23 protein-coding genes and 1 tRNA gene are annotated in these 24,527 nt (G+C 36.2%); 13 read left to right on the top strand and 11 right to left on the bottom strand.

The features are described 5' to 3' along the window. Positions 1-6 precede the first annotated feature (6 nt). The 4 genes from JST55_11150 to JST55_11135 form a co-directional block, all read right to left on the bottom strand. On the bottom strand, positions 7-447 hold the full coding sequence (locus tag JST55_11150; protein MBS1494062.1) for a DUF1569 domain-containing protein: 441 nt from the start codon (positions 445-447) through the stop codon (positions 7-9). Between the two features lie 145 nt (positions 448-592). Continuing rightward, positions 593-1,843, bottom strand: a complete 1,251-nt coding sequence (locus JST55_11145; GenBank protein ID MBS1494061.1) for a T9SS type A sorting domain-containing protein — start codon at positions 1,841-1,843, stop codon at positions 593-595. 25 nt (positions 1,844-1,868) lie between these two features. Further along, the gene (locus tag JST55_11140) at positions 1,869-2,708 is read right to left on the bottom strand and encodes a dienelactone hydrolase family protein (GenBank protein MBS1494060.1); all 840 of its coding nucleotides are present in this window, start codon (positions 2,706-2,708) and stop codon (positions 1,869-1,871) included. 71 nt (positions 2,709-2,779) lie between these two features. Further along, positions 2,780-4,477, bottom strand: a complete 1,698-nt coding sequence (locus tag JST55_11135) for a hypothetical protein (protein ID MBS1494059.1) — start codon at positions 4,475-4,477, stop codon at positions 2,780-2,782. A gap of 101 nt (positions 4,478-4,578) precedes the next feature. Here JST55_11135 and JST55_11130 point away from each other — a divergent pair, with 101 nt between their 5' ends. The 3 genes from JST55_11130 to JST55_11120 all read left to right on the top strand — a co-directional run bounded on the left by JST55_11130 (position 4,579) and on the right by JST55_11120 (position 7,869). Next, on the top strand, positions 4,579-4,773 hold the full coding sequence (locus JST55_11130) for a hypothetical protein (GenBank protein ID MBS1494058.1): 195 nt from the start codon (positions 4,579-4,581) through the stop codon (positions 4,771-4,773). A 92-nt stretch (positions 4,774-4,865) separates the two neighbouring features. Further along, the gene (locus JST55_11125) at positions 4,866-7,493 is read left to right on the top strand and encodes a T9SS type A sorting domain-containing protein (protein MBS1494057.1); all 2,628 of its coding nucleotides are present in this window, start codon (positions 4,866-4,868) and stop codon (positions 7,491-7,493) included. Between the two features lie 76 nt (positions 7,494-7,569). Beyond that, positions 7,570-7,869, top strand: coding sequence for a hypothetical protein (locus JST55_11120; GenBank protein MBS1494056.1), 300 nt, complete (start codon positions 7,570-7,572; stop codon positions 7,867-7,869). 48 nt (positions 7,870-7,917) lie between these two features. Here JST55_11120 and JST55_11115 read toward each other — a convergent pair whose 3' ends face one another. The 5 genes from JST55_11115 to JST55_11095 form a co-directional block, all read right to left on the bottom strand. Beyond that, positions 7,918-8,784 (bottom strand): transglutaminase family protein, encoded by an 867-nt coding sequence (locus JST55_11115; GenBank protein ID MBS1494055.1) that lies wholly within the window; start codon positions 8,782-8,784, stop codon positions 7,918-7,920. A gap of 4 nt (positions 8,785-8,788) precedes the next feature. Continuing rightward, entirely contained in the window at positions 8,789-10,006 is a 1,218-nt protein-coding gene (locus JST55_11110; protein MBS1494054.1) for an MFS transporter, read from the bottom strand. 248 nt (positions 10,007-10,254) lie between these two features. Beyond that, positions 10,255-10,728, bottom strand: coding sequence for a transcription antitermination factor NusB (nusB, locus tag JST55_11105; GenBank protein MBS1494053.1), 474 nt, complete (start codon positions 10,726-10,728; stop codon positions 10,255-10,257). A gap of 47 nt (positions 10,729-10,775) precedes the next feature. Further along, entirely contained in the window at positions 10,776-11,621 is an 846-nt protein-coding gene (locus JST55_11100) for a YdcF family protein (GenBank protein ID MBS1494052.1), read from the bottom strand. Between the two features lie 253 nt (positions 11,622-11,874). After that, entirely contained in the window at positions 11,875-13,575 is a 1,701-nt protein-coding gene (locus JST55_11095; protein ID MBS1494051.1) for an STAS domain-containing protein, read from the bottom strand. A 151-nt stretch (positions 13,576-13,726) separates the two neighbouring features. Between JST55_11095 and hflX the strand changes: the two genes are divergently transcribed. The 9 genes from hflX to JST55_11050 all read left to right on the top strand — a co-directional run bounded on the left by hflX (position 13,727) and on the right by JST55_11050 (position 21,026). After that, a complete protein-coding gene (gene hflX, locus JST55_11090) occupies positions 13,727-15,019 on the top strand; it encodes a GTPase HflX (protein ID MBS1494050.1) in 1,293 nt (430 codons plus the stop codon). 2 nt (positions 15,020-15,021) lie between these two features. After that, entirely contained in the window at positions 15,022-15,456 is a 435-nt protein-coding gene (locus tag JST55_11085) for a hypothetical protein (protein ID MBS1494049.1), read from the top strand. A gap of 32 nt (positions 15,457-15,488) precedes the next feature. Beyond that, positions 15,489-16,664 carry an acyl-CoA dehydrogenase family protein gene (locus tag JST55_11080; GenBank protein MBS1494048.1) on the top strand — a complete coding sequence of 392 codons (1,176 nt, stop codon included), beginning with the start codon at positions 15,489-15,491 and terminating at the stop codon, positions 16,662-16,664. A 42-nt stretch (positions 16,665-16,706) separates the two neighbouring features. After that, positions 16,707-17,294 (top strand): HupE/UreJ family protein, encoded by a 588-nt coding sequence (locus tag JST55_11075; protein ID MBS1494047.1) that lies wholly within the window; start codon positions 16,707-16,709, stop codon positions 17,292-17,294. A gap of 21 nt (positions 17,295-17,315) precedes the next feature. Beyond that, a complete protein-coding gene (locus JST55_11070) occupies positions 17,316-18,536 on the top strand; it encodes a 4-hydroxy-3-methylbut-2-enyl diphosphate reductase (protein ID MBS1494046.1) in 1,221 nt (406 codons plus the stop codon). A gap of 5 nt (positions 18,537-18,541) precedes the next feature. Continuing rightward, positions 18,542-18,697: a YqaE/Pmp3 family membrane protein gene (locus tag JST55_11065; protein MBS1494045.1), complete on the top strand. Its 156-nt coding sequence runs from the start codon at positions 18,542-18,544 to the stop codon at positions 18,695-18,697. Further along, on the top strand, positions 18,697-19,215 hold the full coding sequence (locus tag JST55_11060; GenBank protein MBS1494044.1) for a GNAT family N-acetyltransferase: 519 nt from the start codon (positions 18,697-18,699) through the stop codon (positions 19,213-19,215). Before JST55_11065 ends, JST55_11060 begins: the two co-directional genes overlap by 1 nt. A 705-nt stretch (positions 19,216-19,920) precedes the next feature. Then, positions 19,921-20,184 (top strand): type B 50S ribosomal protein L31, encoded by a 264-nt coding sequence (locus JST55_11055; GenBank protein ID MBS1494043.1) that lies wholly within the window; start codon positions 19,921-19,923, stop codon positions 20,182-20,184. A gap of 74 nt (positions 20,185-20,258) precedes the next feature. Continuing rightward, on the top strand, positions 20,259-21,026 hold the full coding sequence (locus JST55_11050; protein ID MBS1494042.1) for an SIP domain-containing protein: 768 nt from the start codon (positions 20,259-20,261) through the stop codon (positions 21,024-21,026). Between the two features lie 178 nt (positions 21,027-21,204). Here JST55_11050 and JST55_11045 read toward each other — a convergent pair. After that, a tRNA-Leu gene (locus JST55_11045) sits at positions 21,205-21,290 on the bottom strand. Between the two features lie 137 nt (positions 21,291-21,427). Between JST55_11045 and JST55_11040 the strand changes: the two genes are divergently transcribed. After that, positions 21,428-22,720 carry a DNA polymerase IV gene (locus JST55_11040; GenBank protein MBS1494041.1) on the top strand — a complete coding sequence of 431 codons (1,293 nt, stop codon included), beginning with the start codon at positions 21,428-21,430 and terminating at the stop codon, positions 22,718-22,720. Between the two features lie 213 nt (positions 22,721-22,933). On the opposite strand, the gene JST55_11035 is transcribed toward JST55_11040, so the two are convergent. Further along, positions 22,934-23,353 carry a T9SS type A sorting domain-containing protein gene (locus JST55_11035; GenBank protein ID MBS1494040.1) on the bottom strand — a complete coding sequence of 140 codons (420 nt, stop codon included), beginning with the start codon at positions 23,351-23,353 and terminating at the stop codon, positions 22,934-22,936. Positions 23,354-24,527 lie beyond the last annotated feature (1,174 nt).

The following is a 24,527-nucleotide window of genomic DNA, read 5'->3' as shown; positions in this document are numbered from 1 at the left end:
TTTTTTTTATACTCCAAACTGCTGTAAGTGATGGTCCAGATGTTTGTATTGAAGCTGACCCCATTGGTCTTCAGTCATGTTTCCGAAGAATGGATGTACGGTATCCTTTATTGCTCCCCTCTTAAATCTGTTTACAGTTGAAAGTAATTTTTCTTTTTGCTCGTTAAATTCTTTTGGGGAGTCTATCCGGAATTCCTTCGGAGTAAATCCGTTTTTCTTAAATGGCTCGGGACTTAATAACTTTTTCTTCACCATTCCCCCGAAAATCTTTCCCATGAATTGCCTGGCAGGTTTAGGATTTTGCAATGCAAGTTCCATAGGAATTACATTATGAGCAAGCATCTGCGAAACACTCATTTTGCCCCAAAGCTGCTTAGATTCCGGAGTTAATTTATTTATTCTTTCAATTATTTCCTGACGCGGTCCGTCATCAAATAAGTTTTTCATTTTTATATAAATGTTTATTGAAGTGAGTTAAATATCGTAAGAATGATTTTAAGGAGCAAGGAAAGGCGGAAAGGTAAAATGAAATGAATTATTTATGATAAAATTCCCCCTCCTTTTCAAGGAGGGGTGAAGAAGTAATTCGTAATTACTTTATTAAAAGCATCTGTTTAGTCTGGGTAAAATTTTCAGTCTCCAGTCTGTAAATATAAATTCCGCTGGCAAAATCTTTTGCATTCCAGTCAGATTCATATTCCCCAGCTGATAAATTCTGACTAACCAGGTCTGTTATCTTTTGCCCCAGTGAATTATAAACACTTAGTCTTACATATCCGTTTTGAGGAATATCAAATTTTATCTTTGTTTCGGGATTGAAAGGGTTAGGATAATTCTGCTTCAGTTCAATTTTATCGGGCACAATTGAACTAATCTGACTTACTGAAACTCCCGCATAAATTCTGAACTGCGATACGCTCGGCAGGTGATCCGATGCATAGTATAAAGCATCTGCAATCGAATCGGGCACGGCAGTATTTGGCCGCTTATTTATAGAATCATTGTAATGGTTGCCGTCATTACCGTATCCCTTATATGAGTTTGGAATGTAAGTTACAGAACCTGTTCCGTCTGCAATTCCTTTAGAAAACAAAACTAAGTCAAATTTATCATCCATTCCTCCTGTCGAACCCGAATCCGAAAGCTGTCGTGTTCTTGTAGATTGTGTATGGTGAGCCCGATAATTAAAATTATTCCATGTGCCTGTCAGGGGGTCTGGGTCAATAAAATGTCCTGTATTTCCCGGAGTTACAGCAGTAAGTACTTTATATGCAGAATCGGTTGAAGCATACATATTAAAATCGCCGACAATAATATTGTAAGTTCCCGGAGCTTGTGAATTTGTGAAGGTTCTTAATGCCGTTACTTCTCCTGCTCTGCGAGTATAATCAGTTGCTGTAGAGCCGGCTTTTAAGTGGCAGCCAAGAACGTTAAAAGTGACATTCTGTACAATGTCTTTCATTACAAAAAGATTTATATCTCTTCCCTGCGGAGTACTGATTGCATAGTTCAAGATAAATTGCAGCTTTGTAGATTTGAAATACAGCGCATTATCAGTATCAAATCCGTTTATATAAGTAGTTGCAGTATATAATCCCGGAGTGTAATAATTTGCGCAGTTGTTTAAAAATCCTGTAACAGTGCTTTGTCCGTCAATTTCATTTACTACTATAATATCAGGGTTGACAGCTTTGATTACTTTCCGGAAATACTGGTCACGAGAGCTTGGGGCTGCTTTATATCCCAGTAAATTCCAGGCCATTATTTTAATTGTATCCTGAGCAAAAATACTTGCCGATGAAAACAAAAATATCAGTACTGTGAGTGAGAAGAATCTTTTCATGACTTTATAAATTATTTAAGTAGTCTTATTTAAAATTTTCATTAAAGAAAGCCGTTACCAGCGCCCGTGCATCCGCAGTAGCTGCTGCATCATGCTTGGGATTTGAAGGATTTGCAAATCCATGAACTGCATCGTAACTCTTTGTTGTGATTTTTTTTCCGAGTGAATTCATATTAGCTTCAAATTTTTTAACAATATCCTGATTTATATGAGCATCCTGTAAAGCAAATATTCCGTAAACAGGAGCAGTCAGTTTTGCAAGCCTGTCTAAATTTTCTTCAGGCATTCCGTAATACATTACGCAAGCTTTGCATCTGTCTCCCAGTAATATTGCTGCCTGACATGACCAGCCGCCGCCGAAACACCAGCCTATAGTTCCGAAGATTGCATCAGCAGGAGCATAATCTCTTGCGCCTGCAATAACATTTAATCCTCTTTCTGTTTCAACACTCTGAACATATTGTGATGCCTCCTGATTATTCTTTGCAACTTTGCCGTCGTATAAATCTACTCCTATTACATTAACACCAAGATCTGCTGCCCATGATTCGCACTCCTGTTTTATATAATCGTTTAGTCCGTACCATTCATGAAATACTAAAAGATATTTATTGGTTGGTGTGCTTGCTTTAACTTCGTAGCCGTTTCCTGTTTTTCCATCGGGAGTGTTAAATGTTATCATTGTTCCGGCGGGATTTGTTAATTTAAATCCGCCGGGTTCATTATGCACAGCAACAAAGTTTTTGTCATTTCCAAGTCTTGAGAACTTTGTTACTGCATCTTCATCGCAGCAGGAGTGGTTTTCCTGTGCGTTAATAAAAATCATTGGCAGAATTGAGAAGAGCACGATAAGAAATGTTTTCATGTATCTATTTAGTTTACGGTTGAAAATAATATTTTTGAACTTCTATATTCAAGTCTATTTTGTGATTAATTCTAAACTGCCTTCTTCATATTTATTTTCAGCAACTCTTCAAATATTCCCGGCTGGTTAACGCGTATCCATTTTTCAAAAGATTTTATCATAGATGAAAACTCATTCACGTTCAATATTTCCGAAGTAAAATATAGGAAAGAATATTCGTTACTCAGGTTGTAGTTTTTCTCTTTACTCTGCAGTTTATTGAAAATAATCTTTAGCTCTGGTAAATACTTTATAAATACATCTTCAGATTTCCTATACAAACTTTCTTCCGTAATTTTAAGACATAGCCTAAGCAATTCAGGCATATCCGTATTGGAATATGAACTGATTTTTTTTCCTATTCGTTTCAGCTTTTCTATATAGTAACCGGCGTTCTCAAAGTTACAGTTTTTCCCTTTCCAGAACTCTAGCTCAACCTGAGTAACATATAAGAATGCAAGCTGGTCGTAACTATAAAACTTTCCAAACTGAAGTAAAGCGCTGTAGTTAAAGTTTTCAAACGAATTATGAACGTGTTCAACAATCTTAACTTTTATATCTCCGTCTTTTTCATACCAGTAATACATATCTTCAATGTACTTATCTGCTTCAAGCGCATACCACCTGAATACTGCGTCTGCTTTTCTTGAATAAAGAAATAACCTGTTCACAAGTTCTTCACCAAGCGCTTTAAATTTTTCTCCGTATCCGCAGAATGATGTAAAACGCAAATCATGAAAAAGTATATGCATAGTGTAATCTACATCATAAGGATTTTTTAAAACTTCCTTATAATATTTCTCGGTAAGAACCATATAATCGTTAGCTTTGCTGTTATCTTTTAAAAAATCCAGAAGCATCAGCTTAGTATGAAAAATATTTTTTTCGCTTTTTAAGTTTTTAATAACAGAAAAATTATAAGCTTCACTGAAAGTTTTATAAGCCTGCTCAACTTTTCCCGTTTCATGCTGAATATTTCCGGCATAAAAGAGCATTTTCAGATAATATTTATCTTTGTTTATTTTTTTCGCAAGCCGTGACGCTTTCAGATAATTCTGAAGAGCAATCTGATTACTTTTATCGGAGCGCACTAAAAATATTTCTGAAAATGCTTCAGCAATATTTTTTCTTATTGCGATTAAAGTTTTCTGCTCATCAGTGAGTTTTAGTTCTTTATATAATAATTGATTTAGTTTTTTAAAAACAATGTTGAAACGCGCCTTATTTCTTTGTCTGTGATAATAGACAAGAAGATATTCGTAAACTTCGGAAAGAATTACTATATCGTCGGCTGATTTCGATTCTTTTTTCAAAATATGGTATTCACATCTATAGAGTAAAGATTTTGCTTCACGTATCATTCCTTTTGAAATCAGCTTTCTTACTTTAGATATTATTTCATATGATTTGTGGTTGGTTTCGAAATTACTATTAAAATTGAAATAATATTCTCTGACTGATTTCAACAAACGTGATTTTAAACAAAAATAGGAAGCTTTATTAATCCTGAGTTTCTTTATTATTTCATCATTATTCCAGGTTGGTTTAATTTTTATTGAAATATATCTTTCTAGAATCTCTATAAACTTTAATCTCTTTTCCGATTTCTTTGCATTTTTCCATTTCAGCTCATAATAATACTTTTTCCTTATTTCTTCAGGAATCGCTTTATATTGCAGAATAAAGTTAAAATCCGCTACTGAATAACTATTATTATATTGTTTAATCAAATTATATAAAATTTACATGCAAGAAAAATAATTTATTTGACTTAGATATGCAAGTGTAATGCATATAACTTTGTAACAACTAAATAAAATTAAGGGGCCAAATGATTTTCGAACAATTAACAAATCAATCACTGCAGGATTACAGAATTTTCACCTCCCATGGAAATCTGCATCAATCAAATCACCAAAGAAAGTTTGTACCGGGCGGCACAACAACGGATACGCACAGGGCACGGCTCCGCACTGGCGGCATCTTAATTCCCCGCCGCCCGGGGCATCTTAAACTGAAATCATAGAAATTTTCGGATTTATTTTTAACCCGAATGGCTTTGGGTAATGCTAAAACAAAAATAATTTGAAAACTTTCTAACTAAGGAGCAACAACAAAATGAAAATAACACTTACAAAAGGATTTCTGGCGATTCTATTAGCACTGATTGCGAACTCGTTCTCATTCGCACAACTTTCAACACCTGAAGTTCAAAGCATATACGGCGGAAGAATTAATTGTATTTCCTCATATGCCAAAACGACAGATACAACACGCGTATTTATTTCCACAGAAAGCGCAAACTCTGTATTCTACGCTGATGTTTACAGCGGAAGCGGAACTACAACTTTCGGAAATTTCACAGTAATGCCCGGTCTCAATTCCACAGCAAACTATGGAAGCGATATTCAAAAAATTGCCGCAGATAGCGCCTCAGGATATTTATTCTTTATTCATCAGACCGGTTTGCTTTCTTCGCACCCTTCTTCTTCAACTGTTAATACTATCTCATCGGGAAACATTAACTGTTTACTTGTTTATAGGTCATATATGTTTTTTATAAAGAACTCAACACAATTCCATTATGGAACAATCAGTTCAGCAGGGGTTTATACAGAAAGCGGTTCAGTAACAATTACACCTCTTTCAAATCCGACAATTGCAATAAACAAAACCAATAACAGAATTTATGTTTTTGGTGAAGGCACTACTCCGGGATTAGTAAAATCATCAACTGATTATAATGCATTTACCGGAGCAACAACATTTTCAACAATATCTTTAGCAACGTTATCAGCCTCCCTTACCTGGAAAGCTTTTGGGATAGGTCCGGATGGAAAACTATTTGTAGGGGGGGCTTCCTCCGGTAAAAGTGTAGCCAATTCAACTAATGACGGAACTACATGGACTACAGTAAGTACAGGAATCACAGGTACATTTGGTCCTAATATTGTATGCGCAGGAACTTCATCAAGCTACTATGTTTACTTTGCCTCATGCTACAGTGCAAACATGGGTACTACATGGGTAAACTTCGGAAACACCGGACTGGAAACTCACTCAAATGACGGAACTAACTTAGTTGACCCGAACAAATCATCTTTAATTTATTTAACATCTGATCAGGGAATTGCTGCATCCACAAATTCAGGCGCAACAATTTTTGAAATAGATAACGGAGTTGAAGCGGTTCAGGTAAATGATTTAGACATGAATGTTTCAAAAACAAATGCATGGATAGCATGCAAATCGGGAGTAAGAAAAGTATATAACTACCAGACAACTCCTGTTTGGTCCAGTGCAATGTTCCCTAACGGCGACGGCTCACCTTATTACTCTGCCGATATGAACATCAATGATACAAGTACTGCATATGTGGGCAATGTAAGAGTTTATAAAACAACGAATAACGGAAGCGCATGGAACAGAGTATTTACTGCAGAAGATGCACCGTATAATTTCACAAGTTCAAGTTCAGTTGAAGCAATTGAAGTATGTCCTTATGATTCAAAAATTGTATTTGCTGGATATACACAGACATCTACAAGCAAAGGCGGATTATTTTATACAACAAATTCAGGTTCAAACTGGAACCAGATATTACTTGAAGCGGCTTCTACAGGTCAGGACGTTGATGTAAACGATATAGTTTTTTCTATCGAAGGAACTGATACAGTCGCATACGTCGGCGTATCCTATGACCTGTCTTCACCTCAGGGAGTCGCTTTATACAGACTTACAAAATCAGGAAATAACTGGACTGCCGCTCAAAATATGGACGGCACACATACAACAGTCGGATATCAGATAGTAGCCACTATAATTGACGTAGCGGTTAGTGTTACAGGTGATACTGTTTATGCATGCGGTACAGATGCCGGAGCAAATCATCCTATTGCATACTACAAAATTATTTCCGGTACAAATAAATGGTCAGCTTTTTCCGTAACAGGTTTCCCGATTACTCCCGGTATGGAAGGCAAATCTATTACTGTGGGACCTGATACTGTTTTTGTTGCAGCGGACAACATAGTATACTATTTAACAGGAAACTACTCTTCTGCTACGTGGCATACCGGATATACATTTCCAACAGGAACGGAAATAAATGTATTATACTATGATGAGTTAATTATAGGACTGGAAACAGGGCTATATGCTATCTCTTCAGAATTTGTTTTACCTGTTGAACTGGCTTCATTTACCTCTGCAGTTTCAGAAACAAATGTAGAGCTTAACTGGAGAACACAAGGTGAACAAAACAATGAAGGCTACGACATAGAAAGAAAATCGGCTTCAAACGACTGGAATAAAATTGGATTTGTAAAAGGCAGCGGAACAGCGAACCATGAAATAACTTATACATATTCCGATAATAATCTTGCAACAGGAAGATACTCTTACAGATTAAAACAAAAAGATTACAACGGAAACTTTAAATATTATTATCTCACAAATGAAGTTATAATCGGAGTGCCGGGTAAATTTAATCTTGCGCAAAATTACCCAAATCCGTTCAATCCGGTTACAAAAATTAACTTTGAACTGCCGTTGAATACAAATGTTAAGCTTGCTGTGTATGATGTTACAGGAAGAATGGTATCGGAATTAATTTCAGATAAGTTCTATAACGCAGGATATTACACAGTAGAATTCAACGCATCAGCGCTTTCATCCGGAGTTTATTTTTATAAATTGACAACTAACGAAAACAACGCCATCAGGAAAATGGTATTGATAAAATAATTCAACAGCCCTCTCACGGTTATCTCCTCCGTGAGAGGTATTTTAAAAATTATCCTCTAAATTTTAAAAATAAGTTATGTCAAAGATATTAAATGAAACTCAGGTTTACCCCGGATGGGAAATGCCAAAAGCCCCGACAGTAGAAGAAAAAGCTCTGCTGATAACAGTAAGGCAAAACTTCATTTTCTCCTATGTAAAGACCGGCGCAGTGCTGGGAATAATCGTAGGTGCGTATAATTTATTTGTAAAGTATGATATCAGGGAAGAGAACTTTAACCTTTCTGCAATTCTTACTCTCATTGCATTTCATGTTTTTGCAGCAGGTCTGATTGGTTATTTGCTTGGTATAATTTTCGCAAAGATTTACAAAAAATAGATTCCTTTCTCCATGGCGGCTATTACAAGGGAGCAGTAACAATAGCCGCTATTCAAAATAGCTCATTATTTTTTTAAGCTGCTCCGTTTTTTGAGTATCGCCTGAGCGGGTATAAATATTAACAAGATTATTCAGTGACCTTTTAATAATATCTTTATCATCAGCAATCTTCAAAAATGAGATACTATCAAAATCTTCTTTTGTTAATCCAATTCTGCTTAAAAATTTTACTGCCTCACTTTTCGAGATCACTATACCATTATTGTAGGGATCTATATAAAACTCGTCTCGCTCGTCGACATATTTTATAATAAAATGTGCGGGCAGATTTACTCCGTAAGTCGGCAGGTTTAACCTTTTGCATACAAGAAGATAAAGAATAGATAAGCTGATAGGAATTCCCTTCTTCCTGTCCATTACATCATTAAAGAACGTGTTCTCCGGTTCATAAAAATTCTCAGTATTGCCTTTATATCCCTGCTGATAAAATAAAAAATGATTTATTATTTTTATAATCTGAAGCGGGTCATCATGCGGTATCAGCGGATTTGTTTTCATTTTATCAATTGATAAGTTCAGCTTGGTGCTCATTTCATCAAGCTCGTTCTTATATTTATTCATATCCATTTCAGGATAGCCATAGTTTGCAATGAGAAAAACAGCTTCCTCCAAAATATTTTCTTTTTTCTCTGAAAGCGCTTTAAACTTAGCATCTACTTCAGAAAAATAAATCTCATCTATTATGTTCTTTATTCTTTCATTTAATAACGGATTATCATTCGTAAGACTCATCAATAATGCAGGGAGCGCATCATTGCCCAGTTCCATCAGCTTGCCTCTTACATGTTGATAAACATACTCGTCGTTATCATCTAAAAGCTTTATAAGATTCTCTGTGTCTTTTATTTCTGTCATCTTTTTAAATTGTTACAATTTTATTTTCTACTTTAACCTTCCTTATCAGTAACATTCCGAGAAGGAAAAAAAATCCAACTGAAAGAACTGCCATTTTTTGCGAGCCTGAAAGCCATGATACCAGCCCGAATGTTAAAGGTCCGAGCAGGGTTGAAGACTTCTCCAGTAATGCATAAAGCCCGAAGAAAGTTGTCTTTAAATTATCCGGTGTCAGCTTTGCCATCATAGTTCGTGAAAGGCTTTGTGTTGCTCCAAGAAATGTTCCTGCAAAGGCACCGATTATAAAAAATGAATTTTTGTCATCAGTTACAAATACAGCCCCTGTGATAAGTATCCACATTACAATAGTAAATACTAATGATTTTTTTATTCCGATTTTATCTCCGATAAAACCAAACAGCAACGAGCCCAGCAGCGCAGTTATTTGAACTAAAAGAAAAAATATTGCGAGCTCAGTAACAGTGAACTCCAGTGTTTTCTTTGCATAAATACCCGAGAAAAATATTATTGTGTTTACTGCATCAATGAAAAAGAAATACGAAATTAAAAAATATTTCAGGTTACTGTATCTTCCGACTTCAATAAGCGCAGCTTTTGTTTTTGAAAAGCCGTAGGTAAAATAATTTATTTCTTTCTCTTCTCTTACAGGTCTTTTTTCTTTCAGAAATAAAAATAACGGGAGCGAAAAAACAAAAAACATTATCGCGCAGACAAGGAATAACAAATTCGGATTATCTTTCAGAGGAAAAACCAATGCAACTGAAAGCAGCGACCCTGCATATCCTACTGCATATCCTATGCCCGAAACTTTGTTGTAATACTTTTCTTCTGTTATTTCTTTTATGAAGGCATCATAAAATGTAAGTCCTGTTTGAAATCCTATATTTGAGAAAATCAGAAGCACCAATGCGAAAACAATTGTGCCCGGACCTGTGAAGTACATTAAAGCAGTCGGAACAACTGCAAGGATAGTGAAAAACAATAAAAACTTTTTTTTGCTGTTTGAGTAATCTGCCAGCGCGCCGCATACAGGATTCAGCACTGCAGAAATTATCATCGCAATATTTATTCCCAGCGACCAGTAGAAATCGCCAATGGGCTTTCCTTCTGCAATAGTACTGGTAAAATAAATTGCAAACACGAATGCAAGAACAATAACCGCATAAGTCGAATTTGCAAAATCAAATAGCGACCAGTAGAAAATCTGTTTTTTATTTTTCATAGCTATGGATGAGGTGATAAAAAATAAAATTACTTCTTAAAAACTCCAAATCAACATCTGAACAGTGCTGCGATATATTAAATTTATATCCGCCATGGCGGATTGATTTTTTTGATTCTTTTTGTATCAAGACAAAAAGAACAATTCGCTGAAAGCGAAAAAAAATATTACTAACTATTTCCCAAGCTCAAGCTTGGTAAATGTATCCTTACAAAGCTGGAGCTTTGTAAGGAGAACCTGAAACTTTATTACTTCTTACCTCCGCCCTTCTTCTCAAGATTTAATAATCCCCTGCCTGTCTTGTTCAGCTTGTCTTCTTTTTTAAGATCTTCAAGTATTGCATCAAGCACTCCGTTCACAAATTTCCCGCTGCTTTTGGAAGAAAAATCCTTTGCAATTTCAATCGCTTCATTGATAGTTACTTTCGGAGGGATTTCAGGAAAATTTAACAGCTCGGCCACACCGATTTTCAAAATCACCTTATCCAGATAAGCCATTCTTTCCGCTTCCCAGTTCTCAACTTTTTTATCAACTATTTCTTCAATCGTTTTCAGATTATCAAGAATGTAGTGAATAAGGTCCTCTGCAAATTGTTTGTTCTCCTTGTCCTCTACATCGGATAATAAATCTTTCATCACCATCTCAATCGGGTCACCGTTCATAGATTGCGCGTATAAAATCTGCATCACTTTAATTCTGATATGTCTTCGGGTTTGCGGCATTTTTTTGTTTTGTATTAAGTATTTATATTATGAGTTATATTATTTTTTTAACCTATTCCGAAAAACCAGAACTCAACAAGAGCAAAACTTTCTTTAATGCAGAAAGTAACTCCTCCTTCAGTTGAGAGCGGTGTATCGGATGAAATTGCATCAGCGCTTATATTATTAAACGAACATATCTGTTTGCACCGGAACAAATGATAGTTATCGGATATCAGTATAATTTTTTTCCAGTTCATAGTCTTGTAAAGAAAATCTCTTACGAACTGAAGCTGCTCCATAGTGGAGTTTGAATTATTCTCTACAATTAAATTCTTCGGGTCAACTCCGTACTTTATAAGCTCATTTTTTGCAACGTCACCTTCAGTCATTTCATTTGGTGAGCCGCCTCCTGTAAGCACAAGCTTTCTTACATTCTTCCTGTCATAAATTTCAAACCCTTTGTTTATTCTTTCACGAAGCACGGGTGAAGGTCTGTTTCCTCCCCATACTGCCGCGCCGAGAATTACTCCTGCATCAGCCTTCTTCTCTCCGTCTGCATATTCTCCCGCATCATCTTTGAAAGTATAAACTTTGAAGAAGACGACAAGCAGAAGAATCGGTATCAGAAAAAGATTGAACCAAATCGTTCTGAACACATACAACTTTTTTAATCGCGATGTTATTATTACTATTGAACCTGATGTGACGATAAAATTAAGAAGAAGAGCGAAAGAGTATAAAAGAATTTTTAAATCTTTCTGATAAAAATAAAATGCAGTTACAACAAAAACATTGGAAAGGATAGAAAGAAAAAATAAAACGAATAACGCTCCGTTATTCAGAGGGTATTTTTTGAAGAATAAAACTAATTGTATGAGGATAGGTACACCAAAAAAGAACAACGAAATCATATTGCCCGTTTTCGTTAAATCAAAGCTGCGAACAGGCAGGTCCTGATTCTTATATCTGAGATATGTTAAGAGAACGGCCGTAACAATTTCACTTATTATCAGTGCGGCTAATATGAGTCTTTTGGATTTAATACGCTCAGTTTAATTAAAGAACTTTAACAAATATATAACTTTTAGATTAAATTAAAGTAAACAAAATTGTGGCTTTACAGTTCACTTTATTTCCGAATTAATCCTTGTTTTATCTCTCATTTTACCTCTCAATTGAGCTTTCTTTCGCTGCTTTTACTTCCTGCTTTTCCAGTCCCAAAATTTCTCTCGCTCTATTCAATGCATCGTCAATATTTCCGCAGCAGTTATCTATTCCTATTTTTTCAATCAGTCCTGCTTTTTCAGCGGCAAATAATGGCTGTGCGTGAATTCCGGAAAGCAGTAAAATTATTTTATTCTTTTTGCAGTCTTCATAAAAATCTTCAATTGTAGATATACCCGTAGAATCGATTGCCGGCACATTTCTCAACCGCATTATAAATATTTTCACTCTGCCTTCAATTACTCTTGCAGCTTCCTTGAATTTACTTGCTGCACCGAAGAAGAACGGTCCGTTTACTTCGTATATCAGAACATATTTCGGAATATCTTTTCCTGCAATGGAATTATCTCCTGTTTCTTCTGCGCCTTCTTCATCAAATTCTCTTGTTACGATCCCCATATTAGTTACGCTTGCCATTCGTCTCATAAATAAAAATGCCGAAAGCACCATTCCTATTTCAATTGCCACTGTTAAATCAAACACAACGGTCAGGAAAAAAGTTGTCAGCAAAACCACCACATCGCTCTTGGGCATTTTAAGCTGCGCTTTGAACTCACGCCACTCACTCATATTATATGCAACAACAGCAAGTATAGAACCAAGCACACAAAGCGGAATCATTCCTGCGTACTTTCCGAAGAAAAGCATAATCATTAATAGCACAACTGCATGAATTAATCCTGCAACGGGAGTCTTACCGCCGTTCTTTATATTCGTAACAGTTCTTGCAATTGCGCCTGTAGCGGGAATTCCCCCAAACAGCGGAGTAATAATATTCGCAGTTCCCTGCGCAATCAGTTCCATGTTTGAACGGTGTCTGTTTCCCGTCATACCATCTGCAACAACTGCTGATAGTAATGATTCAATTGCGCCGAGCATAGCAATTGTAAAAGCCGGGGAAATTAATCCCGCAACTTTTTCATAGGTGATAACAGGAAATGTAAGCGGAGGAATGCTGCTTGAGATAACTCCGAACTTTGTGCTGATTGTTTCAACGTTCAGATTGAAAAAATATACAACCAGAGTTCCGACAATCAGAGCAACAAACGTTCCCGGAATTTTTCTTGTATAACGGGGAATGATGATTATTATAAATAACGATAACGCTGAAACAAAAACCGTACTTGGATTAAGTAAATTCAGATTTCCGAAGAGCACAGGGATTTTTTCGACGAAGTCTGCAGGGATTTTATCTATCTGAAGACCGAAGAGATCCTTTATCTGAGTAGTAAAAATTATTAATGCTATGCCTGAGGTAAAACCTGTAATGATTGGAAGCGGAATAAATTGTATCAGAGTGCCGAGTTTGAAAAATCCCATCAATACCAGAAAAATACCTGCCATGATTGTAGCAATCATAAGGCCGTCCATACCGTACTTCTGAATTATTCCGTAAACGATAATTATAAATGCGCCCGTGGGTCCGCCAATCTGCACTCTGCTTCCGCCAAGGAATGAAATTATAAATCCGGCAATGACTGCTGTGATTAATCCTTTTTCAGGTGAGACACCCGATGCGATTGCAAATGCTATAGCGAGAGGAAGAGCTACTATTCCGACAATCACGCCCGAGATTGCATCGGAAACAAATAACTTTTTGTTGTAGCTTTTTAGTGTAGTAAAGAGCTTAGGAACGAACATGATTTTTTAAAATCGTCATTTTGAGTTCTATTAACAATTCAGATAGTTTTCTTAATTTCAGTCCTAAGCGCAATATATTGCTGTTAAATTCGGACTTATTCCCACTTTATTGCCTTTAAATTCGTTTGAAATTTGGGTAATTTATAACTATATGATGCTAGAAACCGCAAAGGAACTTGAGAAAACTGTTCTTGTATGTTATTCAAATAAAAGCGACAAAGAAAATTACCATTCAGAAGATTCACTTATCGAATTAAAATTTCTTGCTGAAACTGCAGGCGCAGTTGTTATGAAAATGTATTATCAGTCGAATAATACGTATGACTCGCGCTATATGATAGGTAAAGGAAAAGTAAACGAGATTGCCGAGTATGTTAACGATAACAAAATCGCTCTCGTAATTTTTGAGAATGAGCTTGCCTTCACGCAGATAAGAAATCTTGAACAAAAAATAAAATGCAAGATAATGGATAAGTCAAATCTTATCCTTGATATCTTTGCATCTAACGCAAGAACTTCACAGGCAAAATTGCAGGTGGAGCTTGCACAGCTTGAATATTTATTGCCGAGACTGACACGCCAATGGACTCACTTATCTAAGCAGTTCGGCGGTATAGGAGCAAGAGGTCCCGGTGAAACACAGATTGAAACGGATAGACGTCTTATCGGTACACGCATTGCCATGCTTAAAGAGAAACTTGTAAAAATTGACAGGCAGCAGCAGACACAATCTCAGGAAAGAAAAAATTTCTATAGAATTTCACTGGTAGGATATACGAACGTAGGAAAATCAACCTTACTGAACTTACTCACAGATTCAGATGTTCTGGTTGAAAACAAATTATTTGCTACGCTTGATACTTCTACGCGAGTTTTAAGTTTTAACTCAGTAAATAAAAAAGAATCCGTTCCGAAAATTCCGAAGAAGGTTTTAATTTCCGATACAGTAGGATTTATAAAAAATCTGCCGCACGGACTGATTGAATCGTTCAAATCTACATTGGCTGAAGTAATTGAATCAGACATCCTTCTTCACGTGATAGATATTTCAAATCCAAATTTCGAAGAGCAGATTGATGTAGTAGAAGAAACGCTGAAAGAAATAGGAGCAGAAAATAAAATTATTGTGCACGTATTTAATAAAGTCGATGCGCTTGAAAACAAAGATATGATGGCAGCCGTAAAAGATAAGTATGAGCATTCAGTATTCATCTCTGCTGAAAAAGGGATGAATATAAAGTATCTGATGGAGAAGATTCTTGATTTGCTTTCGCATAATAACAAAGAAACGCTTGTAAGATTAAAAGCAGGAGATTATAAAGGTCTTAGCGAACTATACAATCTCGGCGAAGTGAAAAAAGTTGAATACCTTAAGACAATGATAAAAGTAAAAATGAACACAACTGAAAAGAATTTTGATAAAATAGAAAAAATGTACTCGTAAAAATGATTAGTAAAGATTTTTTAATGCGTCAGCTGGAAACACTGACTGAAGTAATAGCAAAGATTCTTTTTAAAAAAGATATAGGTGTAAAAGATGAGATAAGAAAAGAAATTGCCAACGGATGCAAGACTTTAATTGGGCTCGATTATAATTTTATAAATAATCTTCCCGTTCAGCAGTTAGTAAGTTTCTTCAGTATTTCAGGAAAGCTTGATGTAGTAAAAACTTTAATAGCAGCAAAGTTATTCAATCTTGCTTCTGATGCAGAAGATAAAGAAGAGAAAGTGAAACTGAAAATAAAAGCATCTTATTTGTATGATGCAATTCTTTCCGATACAAATGATGATGAGTATCACGATCTGAAAAAAGAAATAGAAGCGGAGTATGAAAAAATAGATAAAGAGCTAGATGCTCTCGAAGCAGAAAATCAAAATTAAAATTTAATCCTTAACTTAATTAATATACAACTATGGCAGCAGAAAATTACAAGGGCGTTGATTACTATCTCATAGATGACCTGTTAACCGATGAAGAAAAATCTATAAGAGATACAGTTCGTGATTTTGTTAGTAACGAAGTAATTCCAATAATTGAAAAATACAATCAGGATATGAAATTCCCCTCTAAGCTTGTGCCTAAAATGGCTGAGCTGGGAATTTTCGGACCAACTCTCCCCGTAGAATACGGCGGAATGGGTGTAAATAATGTTGCATACGGACTTATAATGCAGGAGCTTGAACGCGGCGATAGCGGCGTGAGAAGCTTTGCATCGGTTCAGTCTTCACTCGTAATGTATCCCATATATTCATTCGGAAGTGAAGAGCAGAAGAAAAACTGGCTGCCAAGACTTGCAAACGGTTCAGCTATCGGATGCTTCGGATTAACGGAGCCTGACTTCGGAAGCAATCCCGGTGGAATGATAACTAAAGCAGAAAAAGTTGACGGCGGATATTTATTGAACGGCGCAAAGATGTGGATTACAAACGGAACAGTTTCAGATGTTGCAGTTGTATGGGCTAAGCTCGACGGCAAAGTAAGAGGCTTCTTAGTTGAAAAAGGAACTAAAGGATTCTCCGCACCTGAAATGAAGGGTAAACTTTCACTCAGAGCATCAGTAACTTCTGAGTTGGTATTTGAAGACTGTTTGATTCCCGAAGAAAATATTTTACCAAACTCAGGCGGATTGAAATCACCTCTTAGCTGTTTAACACAGGCAAGATATGGTATTGCTTGGGGCGTAACGGGTATGGCAATGGGTTGCTATGATACAGTATTGAACTATACAAAGAGCAGAATTATGTTCGGCAAGCCTCTTGCTGCATTCCAGCTTACACAGGATAAGCTTGCTTACATGCTTACAGAAATTACAAAAGCTCAGTTATTGAACTGGAGACTTGCAAAAATAAAAGATGAAAATAAATTAAGACCTCAACATGTTTCTTTAGCTAAGAGAAACAACTGTGAGATTGCAAAAAACATCGCAAGCATGGCTCGCGAAATGATGGGAGCAAACGGAATACTTGATGAATATCCGATTATGAGGCATCTTAATAATATTGAATCCGTAAAAACATATGAAGGCACACATGAAATGCATTCGTTGATTCTCGGTGAAGACGTTACAGGTTTTGCAGCATTTGAATAAAAAGTTTTACAAATTAATTTGTTAACTTAATGACCCATTCTCATGAAAACGAAAATACTTTTATTGTTAGCTTTATTACTTAGTTCTACAAATTTATTTGCGCATCCTTTACTCGGAACGCAATCAGGATTTTCAAACGGTTTTTTCCACCCGCTTTCCGGGCTTGACCACATTCTTGCAATGCTGGCCGTCGGTATCTGGGCAGCACAGATGGGCGGAAAAGCAAAATGGATTATACCACTCTCCTTCGTCGGGCTTATGTCTATCGGCGGAGTGCTTGGAATGAATAACATAAGTCTTCCTTTCGCTGAAATTGGAATTCTTGTTTCAGTTGTCGTGTTAGGAGTATTAATACTTGCCGGTGTAAGATTACCAATATTAGTTTCTTCAATACTTGTCGGTGTTTTTGCCTTATGCCACGGACATACTCACGGAACTGAACTTCCTGCAGCAGCTAGCGGAGTTATGTATGCAGCCGGTTTTGTTTTGACTACTATCGTTCTGCATTTATCAGGCATTGGTTTTGGCACGGCAGTAAATAAAATTGCAAACGAGAAGATTGTTAAATTCTCAGGAGCGATGATTGCACTAGCCGGATTATTTTTATCCTATAATTATTTTATACAATAAATTTTTTATTAATAATTTCTATTGAAGACATTCGAGATACCTATATTCTACCGGAGCCCGGTTATATCCAAAATTAAAAACGCGCGCAAAGTTTCTGATCCACGGAAAAAAGATTATTCTCCGACGGTTTTGGATTTTGGGCCTGTGCAGTTTTTAATTGCGAGGCATTTCGGTTTCTGTTACGGAGTTGAGAATGCAATAGAAATTTCCTACAAGGCAGTTGAAGAAAATCCCGATAAAAGAATTTTTCTTCTTTCTGAAATGATTCACAATCCCGAAGTAAATAATGACCTCATCCGCCGCGGAGTTAAGTTCATAATGGAAACTAACGGGCGGCAGATTATTCCATGGGAAGAATTATCTCCCAACGACATTGTTATTATTCCTGCCTTTGGTACTACACTTGAAATCGAAGATAAGCTTTCATCGCTGGGCATTGATCCATTAAGATATAATTCAACCTGTCCCTTTGTGGAGAAAGTCTGGAACAGAGCAGAGACGCTCGGTATGCAGGACTATACTATCGTCGTTCACGGAAAATACAAACACGAAGAGACTAAGGCAACTTTTTCCCACAGCAAAGAAAATGCCCCGACAATGATTGTACGTGATATGGAAGAGACGAAGATACTCGGCGATTATATTCTTGGTAAAATCTCTCTGGATGAATTTAATAAATACTTCGAAGGAAGGTTATCTAAGAATTTTGATCCGCTCACCGATTTTATAAAAATAGGAGTTGTGAACCAGACTACTATGCTTGCAACAGAGACTCAGGCAATCGCGGATTATCTTAAAAATATTATGATTCAGAAACACGGCGAAGCGCATTTAAAAAATCACTTCGCCGATACCCGCGACACGCTGTGTTATGCAACTCACGATAACCAAAGGGCAACGTTAGGTCTACTTGAAGAGCAGGCTGATATAGCTGTAGTTGTTGGAGGATATAACAGCTCGAACACATCACATATAGTAGAGCTCTGTGAAGAAAAGCTGCCCACTTATTTTATTTCATCTGCCGATAAAATTATTTCGGATGAAATAATTTCACATTTCAATTATCACACTCATGAAGAGCTGGTAACAAAAGATTATTTACCACGTAAACATCCATCAAGGATAATTCTCACAAGCGGAGCTTCCTGTCCCGATGCAATAGTAGATGATGTTTTGCAAAAACTGTTATCATACTATCCGGGAGCAAAGACCATTGATGAGATAATCCAAAACTTCAATTAAAAATTATGTCTTTGTGGAGAGTTATACTTGCGATTATTCTCCCGCCTTTAGCAGTTTTTGATAAAGGCTGCGGCTCTATTGTAATAGTACTTATTCTTACTGTTGCAGGCTGGGTGCCCGGAGTAATAGCAGCATTAATTATTTTAAATAAAAACGATTAATGGATTTTACTAATTTCACTTTGCCGACTGAGCGACTTGTGCTTGTTCCTTTATCAATGAAGTACAAGCATGATGTATTCCGCGAGTTCAATACATCTATAACTCAATACATGTTTCCTAAACCTCCGGTAATAATCGAAGAGACTGAAGAGTTTATCCGTTCAGGCGAAGAAGGAATTAAATCCGGTAATGACTTGCGGGTTGTTATGACTTTGAAAAATACCAATGAATTTATTGGGCTGGCCAGATTAAACGATGTGAAAACTGATATTCCGGTTCTTGGCTTATGGGTAAAAAAATCAGCGCAGGGAAATGCATACGGGAAAGAAGCAATCACGGCATTGTATAACTGGGCAAAAGAAAATCTGAATTACAAATATATAAAGTATAATGTGGATAAAGATAATATCCCAAGCATAAAAATCCCTGAATCACTCGGTGGGAAAATTGGCGGAGAGAAAATTATGAAATCTCTCGCAGGACATACTCTGAATATTTTAGAGTATCACATCTATTAACGGTTAGTTTGTTTTCTTAACCAGTTCTAAAACTTCAAATCAGTCAATACCATCTTTATTATATTTACCTATTAGTAGGTATAGGTTACATCTTCTTTACTTGTTAAAATATAATTGTTAATTTATGCTTAAGGATTTTTGGCAAAATGAAGATGAATAGATTTGAATAATAACTCTGGAATTGCGATATCCGGAATTCATTTGAATAAGAAATAGGACTTTTTTCCAACTTTTATAAATATTGAATGGTTTAGAAAAAATGTTACTTTTTTGTTACAATTTGAAATCTAAAATCTGAAATTAAAAGAATCCGACTTTTTGTAAAATTTAAATTGAATAGACTGAGGATTTAAAAATGTTACAATTATGTTACTTTTATTTTTGTGTTTTAGAGTTTTTGTGGCGGATTTAAAAATGTCTGCCTTATTTTGCAGAAATCCATCAAAAACCCATCAAATTTAAGAAAATAAAAATTATCGATATTGAAAAAACAATACCGGATTACAAAATGTAACAATAATGTGACAATTAATGTTGAATTTAATGTAAAAAGAATCCGACTTTTTCCTGACTTTTTACAATTTTAAATTTGAGTGGTATTAGCTGTGGTTTTCCCCCTTGAAATTCTCACTCACAATGAGTACCTTATTTATACTTCGTATAGATAACGATGTAAAACTATTAAAAACAAGGATTAACAATATCATGAAAAAGAACTTTCATCCGCAATACAGACCCGTTGTATTTAAAGATATCACATCTGATTTTGCATTTTTGAGCAGATCAACTGCTGATTCCAAAGAAACTATCAAATGGGAAGACGGAAATGAATATCCGCTTTTCAAAGTAGAAATTTCAAGCGGCTCGCATCCTTTCTTCACAGGCAAAAAAGTGCTGATGGATACTGCAGGACGCGTTGAGAAATTCAACAAGAAATTCGGAAAGAAGAAAGCAGAAGCAACAGCTTAATGTTTTATTCTTTATTGATTTTATAAATGCCTGATGGATTTTTCTGTCAGGCTTTTTGTTTTTATTATAAAAATATGTCTCAAACCAATTCGGATTCAAAGATAAAATTTCTAAAAGCAGTCGTCATTAGCAAAGAGAAAATCGCAGGGCATACATATCATCTTAAAGTGCGGGGCGATGATATAAAGAGTATAGATTACACTCCGGGTATGCATATGAAAGTCGCAGTGCAATGGTCGGATGATTCACTGCAGGATGTTAAGCTGCGTTCGTATTCTATATGGGATTTTGATTCCGATAAAGGAACGATTGATATAGCAGTTTGTACTCATTCAAATGGACTGGGCTCAAAATGGATTGAAGAAGTAGAGGCAGGAGATGATTTTTATTTCTTTTTAAAGAAGACACTTGTTGCAGACAACTCTGCTGGGAACTATTTTTTCATAGGAGATATTTCAACTCTCGGGCATTTTTATAAAGTAAGGCGTGCTCTTTCTCCTGATAAAAAAGTATTCAGTTTTGTGTCTGGAAACGAGACTGATTTTTTTTCTGATTTAGATGGCAGCAAGCCGTTTGATTTTTACATGCTTCCTTCGGATAAGCACTTGCCGGCACCAATAGAATTCCTTAAAGAAAAGATTACTGAGACGTTAAATACACTTCATCAAAAATCTGCTGAGAATACAAACAGTTTGAGGAACGAAAGTTTTATAGCTTACATTGGGGGAGATGCAAGAGTTTGTGCAGAGCTTACTGCTTTCTTCACAAGAAAGCTTGGCTGGCATCCAAGCCAGATAAAGATGAAGTCGTTCTGGAATCCGGATAAGGTAAGGGAAGAGTGAACATTCTTCAAATGTATACTGAATAAAAAACCCTTGAAATCTCATGACTTCAAGGGTTATGTGCCCGGGATCGGAATCGAACCGATACTGCTTTTACAGGCAATCCCGCTTTAGCGGGACGCGTCTGTCTATATAAAATAAAAAACCCTTAAAATCTTGCAACTTTAAGGGTTCTTTGTGCCCGGGATCGGAATCGAACCGATACTGCCTTTACAGGCAACAGGATTTTAAGTCCTGCGCGTCTACCAGTTCCGCCACCCGGGCTACAAATTTGGTAGAATATTAAAATTATCAAAAATCCCTCAAAAATAAAAGGCATATTTCAGATTTTTTTAATGAAAATAACTCTATTTCCAATTTTTATCCTTGCTTAAATAATTATACCAATATAATTTAAGGGTATGATAAGCTCTCAATTTTTTATACCGCGTGAAGGTGAAAAACATGCCGAAAACTTCCGGCGCGTAAGGATTTTACCTCAGTATTCCTTCCCGCATATTAAGGAGTTTGATTTAAATCTCAGAGACAATAGCAGAAAAGTATTTTACCATCTGGATTTAGATGCCTTCTTTGCACAGGTTGAACAAAGAGATAATCCCGAGCTTAAAGGAAAACCGGTTTCCGTCGGCGGATGGGAAGATTCAAATGCCGGAATTGTTATGACCTCTTCCTACGAAGCAAGAAAGCGCGGAGTCAAAACCGGAATGTCTGTTATCGATGCAAAAAAAGTCTGCCCCGAGCTTATCTCACTTCCATGTAACGGACCGAAGTACGAACGAACTCTTCTGGATGTAATTACAATTTTAAAAGAACATTTCCCGCCTGACTGCGTTGAGCAATATAGTATTGATGAGTGCTTTATGGACGGCTCGGATATAGTAAGAAATTTTCAGGAAGGTGAAAAATTAGGAAGATTAGTCAAAGAGGAAATCCGGAAAAGACTAGGTCTTTTCATTTCACTGGGAGTTTCATTCAATAAATCTTATGCAAAGGCTGCAAGCAAGCTTGATAAACCTGACGGGTTTACTCCTATAGAATTCAACAAGACTGAAAGAATTTTAAATCTCTCCGCTGAAAAACTTTGGGGAATTGGCCGGAGAATTTACAGGAGACTTTTAGCTATGGGAATTGCGACTATCGGAGAACTTGCCCAATCCAATGAAGTAAGAATGCGCAAGGAGTTCGGCATCAACGGCATCGTTTTCCGCAAATGTGCCAGAGGAGAAGATACCTCAGGTATCTTCGTTAAAACCGAAAAGGAAAAATGCCTGGGTCATAACCATACTGTACTTAACCCTGTAACCAATTCCAAAGATGCTGAGCGGGAGATAAGATACCTTGCCGAGTACATCTGCAGGAAAATGAGAAGCAAGAAGCTGGTGGCTTCAAACATTCATTTTTCAATCAGGTACGATGACTTACGATATACGGGCGGCGAGTATAGATTTCCGGCTTTTACAAACCGGGATAATGAAGTCTATGAAGCAGCAAAATGGATTTTTTATACGCTTCCTCAGCCTTCGGATTATTACCGGATAAGGACGTTTGGAATCTTCGTTTCTGATTTGCATTCAGATACTTTTGAACGGAATTTAGACCTTTTTAAAAAAGATGTGAAATTCCCTTATTATGAGCTGGATAAGCTGAAATCGCGGTATGGGGAGAAGATCATCCGAATAGGTATAAATACTTGATTTTTTATAGAGTGAAACTTACGCCCCCTCGTAAGTTTTGGGGTAAATCATTGCTTTTTCATATGGTTACCATTTCACTTTCCGAAAAAATTATTGATAAATTAAGTATTTATCTTTTTAGATATACATAAACAGAGTTATAAAAAACCTGACAGGATTAATTCTCCTGTCAGGTTATTTGAATATTACTTCTTAAATATTATTGCTTAAATATTATTTCACAAGTACCATTCGTTTCGTATCAACAAATTCCCCTGTTTGTATGCGGTAAAAATATATTCCGCTTGCCATCATATATTTGCTTGCGTTAAAGTCTATTGTATATCTGCCTGCTTCCTTTGTTTCATTTACAAGCTCTGCTATTTCTCTTCCAAGAAGATCATACACCTTCATCGTTACAAACCCTGCATTCTTCAACTCATAATTTATCTTAGTCGTCGGATTGAACGGGTTCGGATAATTCTGGTTAAGCTTATAATTATAAGCAATCACAGGTGAAGTCTTTTGCTGAGGCAGATCAGCCGGATGACTGTCCAAAGCAAGTATTTTCTTTAAATCACTCTGCATCATGTTTACCTGCTCATCTATACTATTTATCTTCTCTGCCTTTATCAGCTGTTTTAATAACATCATCTTTTTGTATTCTACTGTCTCACTTTGATTTGCCTGGTTGTTCAGTACTTTCTCTTCAAGTGATTTGAGTCTCGTCTTTTCTCTCTGCCCGTTTATCTCAAGTGAGTTTACAATGTTATTTGTAATCACCTTCCTGTCTTCCTTTGTAAATTTCTTCCCGCTGTTTTTATCTTTACCGTCTTTTGGACCACCCTTAGGACCGTCATTATTTTCAATATTATCTTCTATCATACTCATTAATTTTTCATGTTGCTGCAGTTCACTTAATTGTTCTATCTCATCTGTATTTTCACTTTCTCCACCGCCTTTGCCTGTTCCTTTGGCAGAAATTTGCAGCTGAAGATTTACATACTCCCACTTTGCTCCCAGACCTGCCGTTGAGCTCGGATTTTTTTCCATTATTGCTTTATATCCGCTTAAAGCAGACTCATATTCTCCAAGAATTACTTTGCATTTCTGTATGTAATAGAACATCTCGTTTATTATCAGCTTATTCTCAGGATGAGTCTGTATGTATGATTCATAATATGTCTTTAAGTCATACATGCTACTTACAGTATTACCTGCCAATGTTTTGCTTACTTCTCTGATAGTTTTGTTTTCCTGTTTAGTTACCCTCCCGTTCATTACTTTTGAGTCGGATTGAACACTACTTGTCTTTGTAATTGTCTGCCCGGTATTTACAAGTTTACCTTTAGACTTTGCTAGACAATGAAGTAACTTTCTCACTGCATCAGTTGAATACATGTTCTCTACACCAAGCTCAAGAATGCTTTTACATTTATCTGCTGCCGATGAGTAATCATTCTTCTTTAATGCTGTCTTCATTTCTGCATAAAGCTCTGAAGATCTTAACTCTTTATCATCTGCCGATACTGTACCGGTCATTGACACATTTTCTGTTTTTACAGGGACAGTTTGTTTCTTATCTTTTGCATCTGCTTTATCCTCCTGACTGTTATTTTTAACCAGCATAAATGAGCCGGGGCAGTTAAAATCAAGCAGTGTGTAGTAAACGTGTGTTGTATAATTACTGAGTGTGACATTATACTTTACATGAAAGCTGTCCATGTTTGATCCAAAATTATTAGTTGTAAAACAATTACCATGTCCGTCTTCCAGTGTAGTTATTCTGGAGCTCGGATAATTACCTGCAAAAAAATAATTAGTGCTT

This window comes from Bacteroidota bacterium (genome assembly GCA_018266835.1).
In the GTDB taxonomy this organism is placed as follows: Bacteria; Bacteroidota; Ignavibacteria; order Tepidaquicellales; family Tepidaquicellaceae; genus JAFDZO01.
The sequence above is the reverse complement of the archived record's forward strand: the minus strand, read 5'-3'. Positions and strand labels throughout refer to the sequence as shown.